This is a genomic window from Oceanisphaera arctica (assembly GCF_002936955.1).
Taxonomy (GTDB): Bacteria; Pseudomonadota; Gammaproteobacteria; order Enterobacterales; family Aeromonadaceae; genus Oceanimonas; species Oceanimonas arctica.
This window is the reverse complement of record NZ_MPZM01000006.1, coordinates 90492-106376: the sequence shown is the minus strand read 5'-3', so window position 1 is coordinate 106376 and position 15885 is coordinate 90492. Positions and strand designations below refer to the sequence as shown.

14 protein-coding genes are annotated in these 15885 nt (G+C 56.3%); 13 read left to right on the top strand and 1 reads right to left on the bottom strand.

The window, feature by feature from the left end:
* The first annotated feature begins 1 nt into the window (after position 1).
* From yidC to UN63_RS04635, 8 genes are all read left to right on the top strand, one after another.
* Positions 2-1663 carry a membrane protein insertase YidC gene (gene yidC / locus UN63_RS04670; protein ID WP_104485616.1) on the top strand — a complete coding sequence of 554 codons (1662 nt, stop codon included), beginning with the start codon at positions 2-4 and terminating at the stop codon, positions 1661-1663.
* A gap of 286 nt (positions 1664-1949) precedes the next feature.
* Entirely contained in the window at positions 1950-3311 is a 1362-nt protein-coding gene (gene mnmE, locus UN63_RS04665) for a tRNA uridine-5-carboxymethylaminomethyl(34) synthesis GTPase MnmE (RefSeq protein ID WP_104485615.1), read from the top strand.
* A gap of 313 nt (positions 3312-3624) precedes the next feature.
* Complete coding sequence (locus tag UN63_RS04660; protein WP_219821070.1) at positions 3625-5913, top strand: TOTE conflict system archaeo-eukaryotic primase domain-containing protein; 2289 nt, start codon at positions 3625-3627, stop codon at positions 5911-5913.
* A gap of 140 nt (positions 5914-6053) precedes the next feature.
* A complete protein-coding gene (locus UN63_RS04655) occupies positions 6054-6320 on the top strand; it encodes a helix-turn-helix domain-containing protein (protein ID WP_104485614.1) in 267 nt (88 codons plus the stop codon).
* Positions 6320-7639 (top strand): type II toxin-antitoxin system HipA family toxin, encoded by a 1320-nt coding sequence (locus UN63_RS04650; protein WP_104485613.1) that lies wholly within the window; start codon positions 6320-6322, stop codon positions 7637-7639. Before UN63_RS04655 ends, UN63_RS04650 begins: the two co-directional genes overlap by 1 nt.
* 291 nt (positions 7640-7930) lie before the next feature.
* Positions 7931-9055 carry a Fic family protein gene (locus tag UN63_RS04645; protein ID WP_104485612.1) on the top strand — a complete coding sequence of 375 codons (1125 nt, stop codon included), beginning with the start codon at positions 7931-7933 and terminating at the stop codon, positions 9053-9055.
* 128 nt (positions 9056-9183) lie between these two features.
* Positions 9184-9537, top strand: a complete 354-nt coding sequence (locus UN63_RS04640) for a helix-turn-helix domain-containing protein (protein WP_104485611.1) — start codon at positions 9184-9186, stop codon at positions 9535-9537.
* Between the two features lie 30 nt (positions 9538-9567).
* Positions 9568-10557: a hypothetical protein gene (locus UN63_RS04635; RefSeq protein ID WP_104485610.1), complete on the top strand. Its 990-nt coding sequence runs from the start codon at positions 9568-9570 to the stop codon at positions 10555-10557.
* Positions 10558-10613: 56 nt separating this feature from the next.
* Here the strand turns inward: UN63_RS04635 and UN63_RS04630 are convergent, their stop codons facing one another.
* Entirely contained in the window at positions 10614-11534 is a 921-nt protein-coding gene (locus UN63_RS04630) for a LysR family transcriptional regulator (protein WP_181068174.1), read from the bottom strand.
* Positions 11535-11660: 126 nt separating this feature from the next.
* On the opposite strand from UN63_RS04630, the gene UN63_RS04625 reads away from it, so the two are divergent.
* From UN63_RS04625 to UN63_RS04605, 5 genes are all read left to right on the top strand, one after another.
* Positions 11661-12137: a DoxX family protein gene (locus UN63_RS04625; RefSeq protein WP_104485609.1), complete on the top strand. Its 477-nt coding sequence runs from the start codon at positions 11661-11663 to the stop codon at positions 12135-12137.
* 117 nt (positions 12138-12254) lie between these two features.
* The gene (locus tag UN63_RS04620) at positions 12255-13250 is read left to right on the top strand and encodes a glutathione S-transferase family protein (RefSeq protein WP_104485608.1); all 996 of its coding nucleotides are present in this window, start codon (positions 12255-12257) and stop codon (positions 13248-13250) included.
* 58 nt (positions 13251-13308) lie between these two features.
* Entirely contained in the window at positions 13309-14268 is a 960-nt protein-coding gene (locus tag UN63_RS04615; RefSeq protein WP_104485607.1) for a quinone oxidoreductase family protein, read from the top strand.
* A gap of 56 nt (positions 14269-14324) precedes the next feature.
* Complete coding sequence (locus tag UN63_RS04610) at positions 14325-15023, top strand: pirin family protein (RefSeq protein WP_104485606.1); 699 nt, start codon at positions 14325-14327, stop codon at positions 15021-15023.
* A gap of 216 nt (positions 15024-15239) precedes the next feature.
* On the top strand, positions 15240-15824 hold the full coding sequence (locus tag UN63_RS04605; protein WP_104485642.1) for a TetR/AcrR family transcriptional regulator: 585 nt from the start codon (positions 15240-15242) through the stop codon (positions 15822-15824).
* Positions 15825-15885 lie beyond the last annotated feature (61 nt).

Below are 15885 nucleotides of genomic sequence, written 5' to 3'. Positions count from 1 at the left end.
TATGGAATCTCAACGCAATATACTTGTTATCGCTCTGCTGCTGGTGAGTTTCCTCATCTGGCAACAGTGGCAGACGGATAAAGCGCCGCAGCCAGTGACGGCGCAGCAAAACTCCCAGATCAGCACCGACGACGCCAGTTTTGTTCCCGAGTCGGATCTGGCCGATGGCGAAGTACCCACCGACGTGGCTCCGACCGCCAGTCGCCGCCTGGTGACCATCACCACCGACAGCCTCAAGCTGACCATCGACACCCAGGGTGGCGATGTGGTCCGCGCCGAGCTGCTGGATCATGACGACGAACTGAATTCCGACGACAAGTTCGTGCTGCTCAGCAACGGCGCCAACTTCGTCAACGTGGCTCAGAGCGGTCTTATCGGTCGTGACGGCCCGGATGGCAGCGCCACCGGTCGCCCTGTTTATCACACCGAACAGACCAGCTACGAGCTGGCCGAAGGTCAGGACAGCCTGACCGTGCCCATGACCTTCACCAACGACAAGGGCGTAGCGTTCACCAAGACCTTCACCCTCACCCGTGACAACTACGTGGTGAATGTCGGCTACGTGATCGACAACCAGAGTGCCGAGCCGGTACAGGCCCAGCTTTACGGTCAGCTGAAGCAGAGCGAAGTCAATCCGAACGAAGAAGGCGGCAACATGCTGATGGCTTCCGCCTATCGCGGCCCGGCCTACTCCAGCAGCGAAACCCGCTACAGCAAGTATGATTTCAAATCGGTACGTGAAGCCAACCTGAACCAGACCACCGAAAGCGGCTGGGTCAGCATGCTGCAGCATTACTTTGTGTCTGCCTGGATTGCGCCGGTGCAGGAACAGAACCAGCTGTATACTCGCTCACTGAACAATCAGGGCCAGGCCATCATCGGCTTCAAGGCACCGCTGGTGACAGTGGCGCCGGGTAGAGAGCAGACCCTGTCTGCCGACTTGTGGCTGGGTCCCAAGCTGCAGAACAAAATGGCCGCCGCCGCCGAGCATCTGGATCTGACCGTAGACTACGGCTGGTTGTGGTTTATCGCCCAGCCGCTGTTCAAGCTGCTGCACTTCCTGCAGAGCTTCGTGGTCAACTGGGGTCTGGCCATAGTACTGACCACCTTCGTGGTGCGCGGTATCATGTATCCGCTGACCAAGGCCCAGTACACCTCCATGGCCAAGATGCGCATGCTGCAGCCCAAACTGGCAGCCCTGCGTGAGCGTCATGGCGACGATCGCCAGAAGATGTCTCAGGGCATGATGGAGCTGTACAAGAAAGAGAAGGTCAACCCGCTGGGTGGCTGTCTGCCGATTCTGGTACAGATGCCTATCTTCATCTCTCTGTACTGGGTGCTGATGGAATCGGTAGAACTGCGCCACGCGCCTTTCTTCCTGTGGATTAATGACTTGTCGGTTCGTGACCCCTACTTCGTGCTGCCCATCCTGATGGGTGCCAGTATGTTCATGATCCAGAAGATGAGCCCGACCACGGTAACCGATCCGATGCAGCAGAAGGTGATGCAGTTCATGCCGATCATCTTTACCTTCTTCTTCCTGTGGTTCCCTGCCGGTCTGACCCTGTACTGGCTGGTGAGCAACGTGGTGACCATCACCCAGCAGTGGTATATCTTCCGCCAGCTGGAGAAGAAAGGCCTGCACAGCAAAGCCGCTTCCTAAGGCTGTTTGCTGGCCGCCAGCGCCAGAAATCAATACACTGAAGGCGACCCTGGGGTCGCCTTTATTTTTTGTGACAAAATGACAGGCAAGATAGTGAAGAAGGCGGAAAAAGGGTTAGCTCCGCCGACACGCCGTAAACCCATCCCTGGGGGCTCGGACATGCCATCCATGGCATGTCACGGTCGGCTGAGCTAATCCCTTTTACCTCCTCCTGACATGTGAGTGACCTGCATAATGTCACCCTTCGGCTTATGCACAGGCCAGTAGTTGTGGAGTAACAGAACAGATGTCGAACGATACCATAGTGGCCCAGGCCACCGCCCCTGGCCGGGGCGGTGTGGGCATCATCCGGGTTTCCGGCCCTCATACCGAGGCCGTGGCTCAGGCCGTGCTCGGCAAGGTGCCCAGAGTCCGCTATGCCGACTATCTGCCCTTCAGGGACGAACTGGGCCAGGTGCTGGATCAGGGCATCGCCCTGCTGTTCAAGGGGCCCAACAGCTTTACCGGTGAAGACGTGCTCGAGCTGCAGGGCCACGGCGGCCCCGTGGTGCTGGACATGCTGGTGCGGCGCATCCTGGACCTGCCCGGCCTGCGTCCGGCCCGGGCAGGTGAGTTCAGCGAACGGGCCTTCCTCAACGACAAGCTGGATCTGGCTCAGGCCGAGGCGATTGCCGACTTGATTGAAGCCTCCAGCGAACAGGCCGCCCGATCGGCACTGCAATCGCTGCAGGGCGAGTTTTCCAATCATGTTCACAGCCTGGTGGAAGCCCTCACTCACCTGCGTATCTACGTGGAAGCGGCCATCGACTTCCCCGAAGAGGAGGTGGATTTTCTGTCGGATGGCAAGATCGCCGGCGAGCTGTACGGCATCATGGACCGGCTGACCGAGGTGCAGCGCCAGGCCCGTCAGGGCTCCATCATGCGCGAAGGCATGAAGGTGGTGATCGCCGGTCGGCCCAACGCCGGCAAGTCCAGCCTGCTCAACGCCCTGGCCGGCAAGGAATCGGCCATCGTGACCGACATCGCCGGTACCACCCGCGATGTGCTGCGCGAATATATCCACCTGGACGGCATGCCGCTGCACATCATCGATACCGCTGGCCTGCGTGAGGCCACCGATGCGGTGGAGCGTATCGGCATAGAGAGGGCCTGGAGCGAAATCGAGCAGGCCGATCGCATCCTGTTCATGGTCGACGGCACCACCACCGATGCCCTGCATCCCAAGGACATCTGGCCCGACTTTGTCGACCGGCTGCCGGCCCACATCGGTCTGACGGTGGTACGCAACAAGGCGGATCTGAGCGGTGAGGCGATGACGGTGGTCAGCGATGGCGAACACCCGGTCTATCCCATCTCTGCCAAGACCGGTCAGGGCGTAGAGGCGCTCAAGGAACACCTGAAAGCCTGCATGGGCTTTCAGGGCGGCACCGAGGGCGGCTTCAGCGCCCGCCGCCGTCACCTGGACGCCCTGCACCACGCCGATCAGCACCTGATCATGGCCAAGGAGCAGCTGGAAGTGTACATGGCCGGCGAACTGGTCGCCGAAGAACTACGCCTGGCCCAGGAACAACTGAGCCAGATCACCGGCGAATTCAGCTCCGATGACCTGCTGGGCCGGATTTTTTCGAGCTTCTGTATCGGGAAATAATACCAATTACATTGAGCACTCGATCTGTTTGACTGTCATGCCAATCTCGGACAACTCGGTGTTCCAGTGGCGTGTCGGGGGAGGCGGCTGTGTTGCCTCTGGTCTGGGGCCTCAATATGATCAGATCATTACTGGGATTGGTATAATACGGATAGAAACAGGCACGGTGCGGGTGCAGTTGTTGCTTACCACCGGACAACATTTGCGCGAGTCTCTGATCAAAGCTGGCGGCTGATGAGTGATTCAATCGCCAAGATATCTGGAGGATCCATATATCCAAACGAGTGACGAACTCAGGGCGATTGATGCCAGATTGGCAGAGCTGGAACGAGAAAAAGCGGCCCTGCTTGCCCGCAGGCAGGAGCTGCTGAAGGCAACGCCTGTTGCCACACAGCTGACACCGCAGAAAAAGATTGAGCTTTTTCAGGGACTATTTCGCGGTCGTGCCGATGTGCATGCCGTGCGTTGGGAGAAAGCCAATGGCCGCAGTGGTTATGCCGTGGCCTGCAGCAACGAATGGGTTCAGGGCATCTGCCAGAAGCCGAAAATCAAGTGCGGCGACTGCCCTCACCGTCAGTTCACCCCGCTGGACAGCAAGGTGCTGTTCGCCCACCTGACGGGAAAACTGGTCGCCGGTTTATACCCTCTGCAGCCGGATCATCACTGTCACCTGCTGGCGATGGATTTTGACAAGGCGAACTGGCAAGCAGATGTGAAAGCCCTCGCCCGAGTCTGCCGTCGGGAGCACATTCCTTATGCACTGGAGATATCCCGCTCCGGGGCCGGAGCCCATTTGTGGATCTTTTTCTCGGCACCGGTGCCGGCCTGGTCGGCACGGGCACTGGGCTTCAGGCTGCTCGACAAAGCCATGGAACTGCATCCTGGTTTGTCCTTTGACTCCTACGACCGCCTTTTTCCCAATCAGGACATGATGCCTCAGGGCGGCTTTGGCAACCTGATCGCCCTGCCCCTGCAATACGAAGCCCGGGCTCGCGGCTGCAGCCTATTCGTCAATGACGAGCTGCAACCTTATGAGGACCAGTGGGCATTTCTGCGCGAGTTAAAGCGTGTCAGCCCCACCCAACTGCAGAAGTGGGTGGGTGAGCCACCCACCTCGGCCTCCACCGACAATGACACCGCCCCCTGGGAGCAGGGCCTGCACACAGAGTCCGGGCCGGTGCCGGGCTGCCCCGAGCGCATCACGATCACCCTGGCCAATCATGTTTATATCAAACTGGCCGATATTCCCGCGCCACTGGCGGCACGCATCAAACGCCTGGCTAGCTTTGCCAACCCGGTGTTTTTCAAGACCCAGGCGCTGCGCTTTTCCACCCATGGTATCCCCCGCTACATCTCCTGCGCCCGTATCGAGCAGGGCTATCTGTCCGTGCCACGGGGCTGCCTGGACGAGGTGATTGAACTGTTACGCGCACAAAGCATACAGGTGGACATGGAAGACCACCGGATAACAGGCTCTCCATTAACGGAGCTTACACTTCGGCCTGTGCTGCGGGACAAGCAGCAAGCCGCTGTCGATGCCCTCACCCAACACGACACCGGCATACTGCATGCGCCAACGGCCTTTGGCAAAACAGTCACCGCCATTAGCGTGATTGCCAGCCGACAGGTCAACACCCTGATCCTGACCCACAGCCGGCAGCTGCTGGACCAATGGAAGGAGAGGCTGGAGTCCTTTCTGGACGGCGCCACCATAGGCGTATTTGGCGGCGGCAAGAAAAAAGCCACTGGCCAGATTGATGTCGCCACCTATCAGAGCCTGATTAGCAGAAAGAACAACTCCATTGCCGAGTTCGTCCGCGATTATGGCCAGATCATTATCGACGAATGTCACCACATTTCAGCACCACGCTACGAGATGCTGCTGAATGAAATCAGCGCCAGATATGTACTTGGCCTGACGGCCACCCCAAACCGTCAGGACGGACACCAGAAAATCATGTTTATGACCGCCGGTCCGGTGCGTCACCGGGCTCAATCCGATCAGCAGTCAGGCTTTGACCAGCGCGTGATCGTGCGAAAATGGCAGGAAGCTCCACCAGCCGAACTCTGCCAACCCGGAGAGCGTCCCCATATCGCCACTGTGTACCGCTGGCTGGCCGAGAACCCGGTACGCAATAGGGAAATCATTGAGGATGTAATAGCGAGCGTTAAACAGGGCGGAAACTGCCTGCTGCTGACCGAGCGCCGGGAGCATGCCGAAACGCTGGCCGTCATGCTGTCCGATGCTGCCTTCAGCACCGTGGTACTCAGGGGTGGCATGAGCGTGAAGGAGCGCAGAAAAGTGGAGGCCATACTTCCCGGTGCTCAGGTGGTGGTTGCCACTGGCAAGTACATTGGCGAGGGGTTTGATCTGCCCCGGCTGGATACGCTGTTTCTGGCCCTGCCCATCGCCTGGAAAGGCACCCTGGCCCAATATGCGGGGCGGCTTCACCGCGAGGCCACCGGCAAGCAGGAAGTGACTGTCTACGACTATGTAGACACAAGCCTGCCCATGTTGCTCAGAATGTTCTACAAGCGGGAGAAAGGCTACCTGGCCATGGGTTACCGGTTTGTCACGTCGGAACAGATAGCCCTGCTGTAAATCTACCCGTCACAACAGGTATTGGAAGTCTTAACGGCTTTAGCGTGTAATACTGCTTTTACCTGTTTTGGCGTGTAAAATTTGATATACCTGCTGCAGCGTGTAATGTAGAGGTATCAATTCTGCCAGGTAACCACGCAATGAAAGTCACCAATGCCAATCAGCTCAGCGCTTACATGAAAGATGTCAGGCTCACCCAGAAACTTTCCCAAGGCAAAGTGGCCGGCAAGGTGGGGATCCGGCAGGACACGGTTTCCAGCTTCGAGCTGCACCCAGACACCACCAAGTTGGAGACCTTCTTCAAGATCCTGTCGGCATTGAATCTGGAGCTGGCGATTCAGCCAAGAAATACAACTGACACAGACCCACATATCGATACGTCAGCAGGCTGGAAGGAGGAGTGGTAATGGCAGACCTGGACGTCTACATGAACGGTTACCGGGTTGGCGTTTTCACCCGAACCAGCTCAGGTGCCCATCAGTTCAAATACGACGAGGCCTGGCTACGCCTGCCAGGGAGCCGCCCGATATCACTCTCCATGCCACTGCGTCAGCAGACGTACCAAGGGGATGAGGCATACAACTTCTTCGACAACCTGTTACCTGATACTCTTGATGTCAGGAGCCGGATCCTTGCCAGGTACCACGCAAACTCAACCCAGCCTTTCGATTTGCTGTCCAAGGTCGGAGCCGACACCGTGGGGGCCCTGCAACTGTTGCCACAGGGCATTCCCCCCGGCGACATCCGGAAAATGGAATACAAGATTTTGTCCGACAGAGAGCTGGAAATGGTGCTGACCGGCTATCAGGCGGGTGCTCCTCTGGGGATGATCGAGGAAGTGGAAGATTTTCGAATTTCCATCGCCGGCGCCCAGGAGAAAACAGCACTGCTGCTCATAGAAGACAGATGGTGCCAACCCCGTAATGCCACACCAACGACCCATATCATCAAGCTGCCTATCGGCAAGATAGAAAGCCACTCATACGCCATTGACCTGTCCGACAGTGTCGAAAATGAATATCTCTGTACCTTGCTGGCACGGGAGTTCGGCTTGCCGGTGCCCAACTGTTTCATGATGCAGGTGGGCAGCATCAAGGCCTTGGCCGTAGAGCGTTTTGACCGTAAATATGCATCTGACGGTAGCTGGCTAATGCGCTTGCCGCAGGAGGACTTTTGCCAGGTTCTGAACGTACCATCGGCACAGAAATATGAGAATCACGGTGGGCCTGGCATTGCAGAGATCATGTCCTACCTGCTGGGTTCGGCCAATACCGAACAGGATCGCTATCTGTTCATGAAAGCACAGGTATTGTTTTGGCTGCTGGCCGCGACAGATGGCCATGCCAAGAACTTCTCCGTATTCATTGAGCCCGATGGCCGCTTTCGTCTGACCCCTTTCTACGACATCCTTTCCATGTACCCGGTTTTTGGTGGCAGAGGTCTTCATCCACGCGATGCTAAACTGGCCATGAGCCTTAGAGGAACAAAAAGCAGGAAGTACGGCATTGAGCAAATCTTTCCAAGACACTTCTTCCAAACAGCCAAAACGGTAGGGTTTGATCAGGAGGCAATGGCGCGTATTCTGGCTGAAGTGGCAGGCTCTGTTGACACTGCTATCGACAATGTCAGCAAGCAGTTGCCGAACGACTTCCCCAATCACATCCGTGACTCAATACTGGGAGGAGTAAAGGCCAGATCCTCTCGATTGACGACCGGTAGAAATTGAACAACCGAGCATATCGGCGGGAAACGATAGTGGACAGAGCCGGAGTCACACCATGCACATCTGTGATCTGTCCCGCAAATCGCTGACTTAACTCACTTTCCCCCGACAGGCCCCCAATAAGTCATTATCTATATGATATTAAAGGATACTTTACTTTTTGTATCGGGAAGTAAAACCGGCACTACAGCTAGCGTTCACCGCCGTGAGCCGAATAAAGTATCTAATCAGCTTGAATCATGAGCCGAATAAAGCATATATTCGGCTCATCTTTTGCTTTAAAAGCGAGCGCTTATGTCATCACTCTGGATATGGCAGCAGCCAAACTGGCCTTCATTCACTTGGAGTGAAGCCGTTATAGCGACACGTTTGCGTGATGTACGCCTAAAGTCTGGCGTACTCATCGGCAAAGCCACCGTGAACCAACCCCAAGATGCTCAACAAGCACTAGATACCCTGTTACAGAATATTGTTGCTTCTTCTGCCATCGAAAACGAAACCCTGAATGTACAGTCGGTACGCTCTTCCCTGGCTCGGCGGTTGAAGGTGACGGAGGAAAATCCTTATCCGGTTTCTGAACGATCCGAAGGGCTGGCAGCCATGATGGTGGATGCGATCCAGGATCATCAGCAACCTCTGACTCTAGAGCGACTGCTGCAATGGCATGTTTGGTTATTTCCTGACGAAGCTGGCATTCTGAGCAGCCACTCGCTGAGGGTTGGGCAACTGCGTGGCGATGAACCTATGCAAGTCGTCTCTGGTCGCCTGGATAAACCGAAAGTCCACTTTGAGGCACCTCCCCGAGATAAGCTAGCAGCCGAGCTTGAACAGTTTATCGACTGGTTTAATCACAGCCGTAACGAGCAGACTCTGGACCCAATTTTACGGGCTGCACTCTGCCACTTATGGTTTGTTACCTTGCACCCATTTGAAGATGGCAATGGCCGTATTACGCGAGCCCTGACCGATATGGCATTGGCACAGGCTGACAACCAGAGTATTCGATTGTACGCCATGTCCGTCGCTATTCTGGAGCGGCGCAATGACTATTATCGAATACTGGAACAGACCCAGCGTGGGAACCTGGATGTAACGGCTTGGGTAGCATGGTTTCTGGATACCTTTGATCAAACGCTTGACCAAGCCATGGCCGCTATCGACGGTACTCTACAAAAGACGCGCTTCTGGCGCGAACATCAGGATGCAGGGTTGAGCCCTGAACAAATCAAGGTGCTTAACCGGCTGCTGGACGGTGGAGAACGAGGCTTTAAGGAAGGGATCAGTGCATCTCAGTACCAGAAAGTAGCCAAAGTCAGTAAGGCAACTGCCACACGGCACCTGGCAGATCTGCTACAAAAAGGATGCATCGAGAAATTGCCGGGCGGCGGCCGCAGCACCCGTTACCAGATTAGGCAGTAATCACCTGTAATGTTTGTTCAGCACCAGGCAACCTTGGAGTCTCTTCCATTCCACCCGCTCTCATTTCTTATGCTTATCTCAGACGGCTACTCTGGCACAATCAACACTGTGTAGTATAAACTACACAAATGAACGGACCCGGACCTTACATTCGAAAGCGGCGTGAAGCTCTCCGCCAAAACGACAGACGCTACTCCCTGCGCCAGGTAGCCGAGCGCGTCGGTATCAAGCCAACGTATCTGAGCAAGGTTGAACGGGAGGAACTGCCTCCACCTAGTGAGGACACGCTGAAGAAAATCGCTGCAGAGCTCGATCTGGATGCCGATTTGATACTGGCCATGGCTGGCAAAGTCTCATCCGATTTGCGAGCCATCATCTGCCAGCGTCCGCAGCTATTCTCGCAACTGATTCGGCAACTTAAAGATGCACCTGACCATGCTGTACTCCGCGTTGTGCGCGAGATTTCGGACGGTGATTGGTAACACAACACGTAACACGGAAGGAAAACAACCATGGTCACACTGGAAAACAACACCCTGACTTTCCGATTCCCCGAGATCCATGAAGATGCCAAACTCAGGATCGACTTCAAACGGACGCTGCGTGTTCCGGACGATGGGAATGAATATCCTCTTCCTGCTGGCGTTGGTCAGTTCTCACTTCGCCATATTGAGGATTTTCGACTTAAATTGCCTGAAACCTGGCTACAGCGCGGTGGTGTGATGATGCCGATGTATCAGTCTGAGGCGATGTGGATCAATTTCAGCGGCCACTACCCCATGGCCATCAAGATTGCGGCCGGAAAAATCAATGCGGTGACCGGTGAACCTTGGAAGAACACGCTCAACACAGAGCCTCAGGACTATGTCACCACACCGGTGCAGCCTTGGCTGGATGGTTTCTCTACCGGTGAGGATCAGGTTAACCAGTTCGTCGCCAGCCGCCTGGGCGATGGTCAAAGTGCCGAAGAACAGTTGACTGGGGAGGCCGAGTTCGGAGGCCTGCAGCTTATAGTTTACCCGTTAAAAGCCGAGATATATGAGCAGGAACTGGCTGAACGAGCCAAACGGGAGCAGCAGTTAAGCGAATTGGACTATCTCGATATTCCTGTCTTTCTCCGCAAAGCACCCGAAGCCATGGGACTTGGATTGGGTGGCAAAATTCGCCAAACCATTTACGAAGACGAGAGGGGCATTGATGCCTGGATAGAAAGTCCTTCACGCTGTTTTGTGCATATCATCAACAGTGAACAGTGGCGCGACATCACCGGCCACCCAGTGCCTCATCCACCTGTAACCCGTAAGCAATATAAACAGGCCAGCATCCCCTGGTTCGACTATTACGACGATGAAGCTAAAGCTTTGCCTGGTAGCACCATATTGAGCAAGCTGAAGACCTTTTCCCAGTTCCAGAAACCCGGCAGCAAAGCCAATAACAGTATTGCCGTATCCAAAGTTATTCCGATCCGCAGAGATAACCGCGTGAATGAAGGTGATTTCTGACCTGTTCAGGCATTGAAAAGAGCAGCCCGGTCACGGCAATGGTAAAAGAACAGGCTTTATGAGTTTCGGGTCAGTTCGCCTCGAACGGGGTCGAACTGCATCTGTTTGAGGCGTTCGACAAACCACTTGAGCCCCTTCCCCGTATCGCCGCGATGCCAGGCGACCGATATTTCAACCGGAGGTCGTGGCGCATCCACCGTTAACAGCTCCAGTCTCCCTTCAGCCAGTTCCTGCATAATCCGGTGGCGCGGCAAATAGCCGACACCCAGCCCTTTGCACTGAGCCTTTATTTTGTGCTGGATGGTCGGCACGATAATACGGCTGCGACCATCCAGCAGCCCGGAGGAGCGGACGGGTAAACAGCGTGAGCTGTCAGCCACTATCACGGTCGGATAGTCCTGGATCGCACTCGCCGGCAGCGGCATGGGCAGCTTGGTCAGCGGATGACCGGTGGCTACCGCGAACTCAAAGTCCACTTTTCCCAGTGAGTGAAGGGCGAATCCCGTAGCGGGGGGAGCCCCTTCGGCCCCAATCACCAGGTCACAACGATCGTCACTCAGCGCGTCCCAGCTGCCGCCGAGCACTTCTTCACTCAGGCGTATTTCGGTCTTGGGTTGTACACGCTGGAAGGCTTCAATCAGCTCATAGACAGGGTCGCAGGTCAGTACGCTGTCAATGCAGATCCTAAGCTCTGCTTCCCAACCGTCCGCCGCCTGGCGGGCCAGTGCCGTCAATTCTTCGGAGGCCTTGAGAATGTGCCGGCCCTGCTCCAACACCAGACGCCCTATGGCGGTCAGCTCTGCCTTGCGCCGGCTGCGGTCAAAGAGCGCGACGCCAAGATCCTCTTCCAGCTTATTGATGGTGTAGGAGACCGCTGACGGAACACGGTGCAACTCTTCGGCGGCGGCGGCAAAGCTTTGGCGGCGCTCTATCGCGTCGAGTGTCTGCAGTGCATCCAGAGTGATAAGCGAAATCATAGTTCAGTTTTCCTGATGATAAAGGTCAAATTGTTCCGCTATTAGTTGCTAATCCTTTTAAATATAGTAGTTCCATTGAACAGCAGCACTGATATTACTTCATTGATATTACTGGGAGATAACAGCATGAGCAAAGATCTTATCCACCGTACTCTTCTCACCGACAACAGCTTCACCAGCCTGGCACTTCGTCTTCCGGCCGGAGTCATGTTCGTCGCACATGGCGCTCAAAAACTGTTCGGCAGCTTCGGCGGCTACGGTCTGGAAGGCACCGGTCAGTGGATGGCTTCCATCGGCCTGGAACCTGGCTACCTGATGGCGCTGGCAGCGGGTAGTGCCGAGTTCTTCGGTGGTATTGCACTACTCATTGGACTGCTGACCCGGCCCGCGGCATTCATGCTGGCGATCACCATGCTCGTCGCCATCATCAGTGTCCACCTTCCCAATGGACTCTTCATGAGTAACAACGGCTATGAATTCGGCCTTGCTCTGCTCAGCATCTCGGTGGCCTTGGTGTTTAACGGGGGCGGAAAGTGGTCGCTGGATCGCAAGCTGAGTGACATGGCGAGTAAAGACGGCGCTGAGCGAGGCCGCTCGTCATAACCGAGCTCCGGCGCATAACGCCCCCGCTCACTCAATACCTATTAAGCACAGCACAGGCGCACCAGGGGAGAGAAGCTCCCCTGGCCAACATATTCAAACACAAACGGAGGCACCACAATGGGCCTGCTTGTAAATGGACAGTGGGTTGACCGCTGGTATGACACCAAATCCAACAACGGTCGCTTCGCTCGCAGCGAGTCGCAATTTCGCAACTGGATCACTGCCGACGGCAGTGCCGGCCCTACCGGTGAAGCCGGGTTCAAGGCCGAAGCCGGACGCTACCATCTATACGTTTCCCTGGCCTGTCCCTGGGCACACAGAACGCTGATCTTTCGTAAACTGAAAGGGCTGGAATCGATGATTTCGGTATCTGTGGTCAACCCGTTGATGCGTGAGCATGGCTGGACCTTTGACGCGGACGACGGCGTGGTGGCCGATCCCATCTTCCAGGCCCAGTACATGCACCAGATTTATACCGCCGCAGACCCCGAGTACAGCGGCCGCGTCACCATTCCTGTGCTATGGGATAAAAAACAAAACCGGTTTGTCAGCAATGAATCTTCCGAGATTATCCGCATGCTGAACTCGGCTTTCGACGGAATTGACGCCAAGCCCGGCGATTATTATCCAGAGGCGCTGCACACCGAGATTGACAGTCTCAACGCCCGGATCTACGACCGGGTAAACAACGGTGTCTACAAGGCCGGGTTCGCCACCACTCAGGAAGCCTATGAGCAGGCGGTATTCCCCTTGTTCGAGGCACTGGATGAACTGGATCAGCGCCTGTCGAAACAGCGTTACCTGCTCGGCGAACAGATCACCGAAGCAGACTGGCGGTTGTTTACCACCCTGGTCCGTTTTGATCCCGTGTATCACGGCCACTTCAAGTGCAACCTGAAGCAGATCGAAGATTATCCGCATCTGGCCGGTTATGTGCGAGAACTGTACCAGTGGCCCGGCGTGGCCGAGACGGTCAACATGAAACATATCAAAGAGCACTATTACCGCAGCCACGCCACCATCAATCCAACCGGCGTTGTGCCGGCAGGCCCGGTATTGAATCTCGATGGCCCTCACGGTCGCGAGCGATTCATGCAGCGTCAGGCCGACTGAGAAGCAAGTTAATCAGCCGCCCCGTGCTGCCCCCATCAACCCCGTTTTGAGGTCAAACATGCAAGCTCTACAGTTTTCAGCAACCGGCACTCTGGATTCGCTGCAATTGCGCGATGTGCCAACGCCCGTGCCTGAAGCCGGCGAAGTCCTGATTGAGGTTCGGGCTACCGGCATCAATCCCAGTGATATCAAGAACGTGCTCGGACTTTTCCCCTACACCACGACGCCCCGTATTCCCGGGCGGGATTTTTCCGGTGTGGTGGTGAGCGGGCCGCCAGAACTTCAGGGTAAAGCGGTATGGGGCGGCACTGGCAAGGGCTTTGGTTTCTATCGTGACGGCTGTCATGCGCAATATGTGGTGGTGCCGACCGATGCCGTCGCACTGATGCCTGAGTCGCTTACCTTCGCCCAGGCTGCCACTTGCGGGGTTCCCTTTATCACCGCCTGGGATGCCCTCGAGCGAAGTCAGGTTCAGGCAGGTACCAGTTTCCTCATCATAGGTGCCGGTGCTGTGGCTCAGGCCGCACAAGCGCTGGGCAAGGCAAGGGGCGCCAATGTGGTATTGGCCGTGCGACGCGCCGAGGTGGCGCAAGAACTGCAAGCCCGGGGTATCAGTGCCTTTCAGCTACCGGATGCGGAACAACTGCCAGATCAGGTGCGCGACCACTTTCAACAGCAAGCACCGGAAGTCATCTTCGATACCACCGGCTACTGGCTGTCGGCGGCAGTGAATAGCGTTGATACGTTTGGGTGGGTCGCTGTGATTTCGGCACCAGCGGATGGGTTGATCAAGATGTCTGCGCTCAATCTGTACCGCCGCGGTGGCTCGATTATCGGCGTCAACTCGCTGCTGTACAGTCTGGAAGATTGCGCGAGGATGCTTGAGCAAATAGGCGCCGCGTTTGAGGGTGGCATACCGGTTCCGGGCGGTTTTATCGAGCTGCCGCTTTCCGAGGCAGTCGCGGCCTACCATAGGGTCAATGAAGGTGGCGCCGAGAAGATTGTCCTGATCCCATAAGGTTCTGACAGTCACTATTCACACGAAACAGGTCATATGAAGCAGGAGGTTCTGCAATGATCGAACTACGACCCCACCGCGAACTGGGCGGCGCCCACCATGGCTGGCTGGACACCCGTCACCATTTCTCATTCGCCGAATATTACGATCCCGAGCGCATGCACTGGGGAAATCTCAGAGTCTGGAATGACGACACCATAGCGCCGCATACGGGTTTTCCGCGCCATCCGCACCGCGACATGGAAATCATCACTTATGTTCGCAAGGGTGCCATTACCCACCAGGATAACCTCGGCAATCGGGGCCGAACCGAGGCCGGCGACGTACAGGTGATGAGCGCCGGAACCGGCATTGCCCACAGCGAGATGAATGAAGAGGACGAGACGACTCAGATCTTCCAGATCTGGATCATGCCCAATGAAACCGGCCTGCCGCCGACCTGGGGCACCAAGCCGTTCCCCAAGGGCGAGCGCAGCGGGTCTTTTGTCACCCTCGCCAGCGGCCTGCCCGGTGAGACCGAGGCGCTGCCGATCCGTGCCAATGCTCGCTTGGTCGCTGCCACCCTGGAGGCCGGTAAAAGTACCGAATATCACATCGCGGCCGGCCGCAAGGTCTATCTGGTGCCGGCGACCGGCCAGATCGAAGTGAACGGCGTAGTGGCCACGGCCGGCGACGGCGTCGCCATTAGCGATGAACGGCTACTAAAGGTCAGTGCCCGGGCAGACAGCGAAATCGTGCTGGTGGACGTGGCATAAGCAAGGTTTCCGGATCAGGCACTGCATTGAGGTGGGCATTCCCACCTTTCAGGTTGAACACTTAATAGGTATTTCCCAACGGGGTTACTTGGCGACCTGCAATGGTTGCTTACCAACGGACAACATTTGTGCGCACCCCAGATCAAAGCCGGCGGATAATCAGAGAAACGAAAGCAGTACTAGACGACCGGTCTAATTATCTGTAGCATGCCGCCCATGAACACTAAACATCAAGACACTCGCCAGCATTTGCTCGATACCGGCCGCGACATTCTCGCCGCTCGGGGCTTCAGCTCGGTCGGGCTCAGTGCGCTGCTACAGCAAGCGGGCGTACCCAAGGGCTCCTTCTACCACTACTTCAAGTCCAAGGAGCAGTTTGGCCAGGCCTTGCTGGAAGATTATTTCCAATTTTATCTGGCCGAGCTTGATCAGCTGTTCAGTCAGCCAGGGCTTAGTGGTCAGCAACAATTGATGAGCTACTGGACTGAATGGCAACGTCGTTACTGTGGCCCGAATAGTCGCAGCGACTGCCTGGTGGTCAAGCTGAGTGCCGAAGTAGCAGATTTATCGGAGCCGATGCGACTCACACTCAAGACGGGTACCGACCAGGTGATTGGCCGCATCCAGGACTGCATCGAGGCCGCCATTGCCGACCACTCCCTGCCCCGACAGGGCGAGACCCTGCTGGCAACCTGTCTCTATCAGCTGTGGCTGGGCGCCAGCCTGCTGACCAAGCTGCACCGGGATGAACGCCATATGGAACAGGCCATGGCCATGACCCGGCAACTGCTGGCGAACTGACAACCTAGCCCGGCCTGGTGCACGGGCTTTTTTACCGACCCAAACTAGACGACCGGTCTAT

Bases quoted from the DNA above. Each gene is read 5' to 3' on its own strand.
- yidC (WP_104485616.1), top strand. From the start codon at position 2: ATGGAATCTCAACGCAATATACTTGTTATCGCTCTGCTGCTGGTGAGT.
- mnmE (WP_104485615.1), top strand. From the start codon at position 1,950: ATGTCGAACGATACCATAGTGGCCCAGGCCACCGCCCCTGGCCGGGGC.
- UN63_RS04655 (WP_104485614.1), top strand. From the start codon at position 6,054: ATGAAAGTCACCAATGCCAATCAGCTCAGCGCTTACATGAAAGATGTC.
- UN63_RS04650 (WP_104485613.1), top strand. From the start codon at position 6,320: ATGGCAGACCTGGACGTCTACATGAACGGTTACCGGGTTGGCGTTTTC.
- UN63_RS04645 (WP_104485612.1), top strand. From the start codon at position 7,931: ATGTCATCACTCTGGATATGGCAGCAGCCAAACTGGCCTTCATTCACT.
- UN63_RS04640 (WP_104485611.1), top strand. From the start codon at position 9,184: ATGAACGGACCCGGACCTTACATTCGAAAGCGGCGTGAAGCTCTCCGC.
- UN63_RS04635 (WP_104485610.1), top strand. From the start codon at position 9,568: ATGGTCACACTGGAAAACAACACCCTGACTTTCCGATTCCCCGAGATC.
- UN63_RS04630 (WP_181068174.1), bottom strand. From the start codon at position 11,534: ATGATTTCGCTTATCACTCTGGATGCACTGCAGACACTCGACGCGATA.
- UN63_RS04625 (WP_104485609.1), top strand. From the start codon at position 11,661: ATGAGCAAAGATCTTATCCACCGTACTCTTCTCACCGACAACAGCTTC.
- UN63_RS04620 (WP_104485608.1), top strand. From the start codon at position 12,255: ATGGGCCTGCTTGTAAATGGACAGTGGGTTGACCGCTGGTATGACACC.
- UN63_RS04615 (WP_104485607.1), top strand. From the start codon at position 13,309: ATGCAAGCTCTACAGTTTTCAGCAACCGGCACTCTGGATTCGCTGCAA.
- UN63_RS04610 (WP_104485606.1), top strand. From the start codon at position 14,325: ATGATCGAACTACGACCCCACCGCGAACTGGGCGGCGCCCACCATGGC.
- UN63_RS04605 (WP_104485642.1), top strand. From the start codon at position 15,240: ATGAACACTAAACATCAAGACACTCGCCAGCATTTGCTCGATACCGGC.